Annotated in this window: 1 protein-coding gene; it reads left to right on the forward strand. The window is 66.1% G+C overall.

Features of this window, described 5'->3' with window-relative positions:
• Positions 1–578: 578 nt before the first annotated feature.
• A partial coding sequence (locus OXS27_RS32130) for a PAS domain S-box protein (RefSeq protein WP_267361711.1) occupies positions 579–1861 on the forward strand: 1283 nt, incomplete at its 3' end.

Genomic DNA, 1861 nt, shown 5'->3' on the forward strand with positions numbered 1-1861 from the left:
TGCATCGCCGCAGCGTCGGACAGAATCACTGAACATCCAGAGCGTTCGATGGTCGATCAGGCGCTCGGATCCCGCTGATATGCGTCAGGGTCCGGCGGCCCGGGACGTTTGAAGCTCGGTCAGTCCGTGACGCAGGTCGTCAACTCGGTTCCGGCCTGCTGTAGCGACGCGCAGCGCCAGGTCACCGAGGATGCCAAGACGTTTCTGTCTTAAGTTATATTCGCTCTTCGTAAGGGGGACTAAGAAATACCATCTCAGGTAGAGCGTCCGCGTATCCAATTCGCGCCGGCGTTCGGAACACGCCGCTGTCCGCTCGCTATGCCTCGGATGACCATGGCTCACATATCGGATACCCTGTTGCGAGTGCCGGACGGCGCCCACGTATTCGGCAGTCTGGTCGAGCATACGGCATGGCTTTCGGCCCAAAGGGAAGCCTTTCACGCTGCCATCAACGGCGCGCTGCTGGCCGAGTGCCTGGGCATCCTCGTTGACACGGCCTGCTCCCTTCCGGTAGCGGCCTTCGCTCCGCCGTCTACCTGACCAATCCGGGCGGCACCGGGCTGCAGCACGTCATCGGCATGCCCGAGCCCTATGCCGTGGCCGTGAGCGGCATCAAGATCGGGCCGGACTCGCTCGCGTGCGGTCTGGCTGTCTTCACCGGCCAGCCGGTCATCACCGTCGACGTGCAGAAGGAGCCACGCTGGCAGCCATGGCTCTGGTTGGCCGAACAGCACGGTTTCCGGGCCGTCTGGTCGTTCCCGGCAGAAACCGCAGCGGGTCGGATCGTTGGCACCTTCGCCGTGTACTTCCGCGCGCCGCGTGAGGCCACGCCCCGCGATCGCGAATTCGCCGCCCTCCTGACCCAGACCGCGGCGATCATCATCGCGCAGCACAGGCACGCCGCAAACCTGATCGAACGGCGCGTTGCGGACGTGGCAATGCGTGCGAGCGAGGAGCGCTTCCGGGCCGTGGCCGAGCAAGCCGAGGCCGGCATCGTCGTCGTCGATATCGCCCATCGGATGAGCTTCGTGAATGATCGCTATTGCGAGATCCTAGGGCGCCCACGCGATGATCTGCTCGGCCGCACCGTGCAACAGCTGACCCACCCGGACGACTGGACATCCAACGAACCCCTCTACCGGCGCGCCATGGCGGAAGGCACATCCTTCACGATCGAGAAGCGCTACCTCCAGCCGGACGGTACGACCGTATGGGTGCGCAACGTCGTCAGCGCCCTTCGCGATGGGACGGGAGCCATCGTGGGTGGCCTTGCGGTCTCCCTCGACGTCACCGAACGCCATCAGGTCGAGGCGGCCCTGCGGGAGAGCGAGGAGCGCTTCCGACGCTTCGCCGCGCATTCGGCCAACCTGCTCTGGCTCGCCGATCTGGCGAGCGGAAAGCTTGACTACCTCAGCCCGGCTTTCGCGCAGATCTGGGGTATGCGTCCCGAAGATATGCCGGATCTCGCGCGCTGGCTGGCGAGCGTTCACCCCGAGGATCGCGACGCCGCCGCGCAAGCGATCGAGCGCGTCGGCGCTGGCGAGACACTCGTGCTGGAGTACCGGATCCAGCGTGCCTCCGACCAAGCGGTGCGCCGCATCCGCGACACCTTCTTCCCGATCCCAGGTCACGACGGACGGAGCCGGTCAGCGGGTGGGATCGCGCAGGACGTCACCGTCGACACGGGCCTGCGCGCCTATGTGGTCGCGCCCCAGGATGACGCCCGGCATGGGCTCGTCGGCACGCTGCAGGCCGCCGGGTACGAGGTGCAGGCTTTCGGGAGCGGTCCGGCCTTCCTCGAGATGGCGGGTTCACTGATAGCGGGCTGCGTTGTTTTCAGCCTGGGCGATGCCAGCGGCCT

This window comes from Methylobacterium sp. GC_Met_3, assembly GCF_026540775.1.
Classification (GTDB): domain Bacteria; phylum Pseudomonadota; class Alphaproteobacteria; order Rhizobiales; family Beijerinckiaceae; genus Methylobacterium.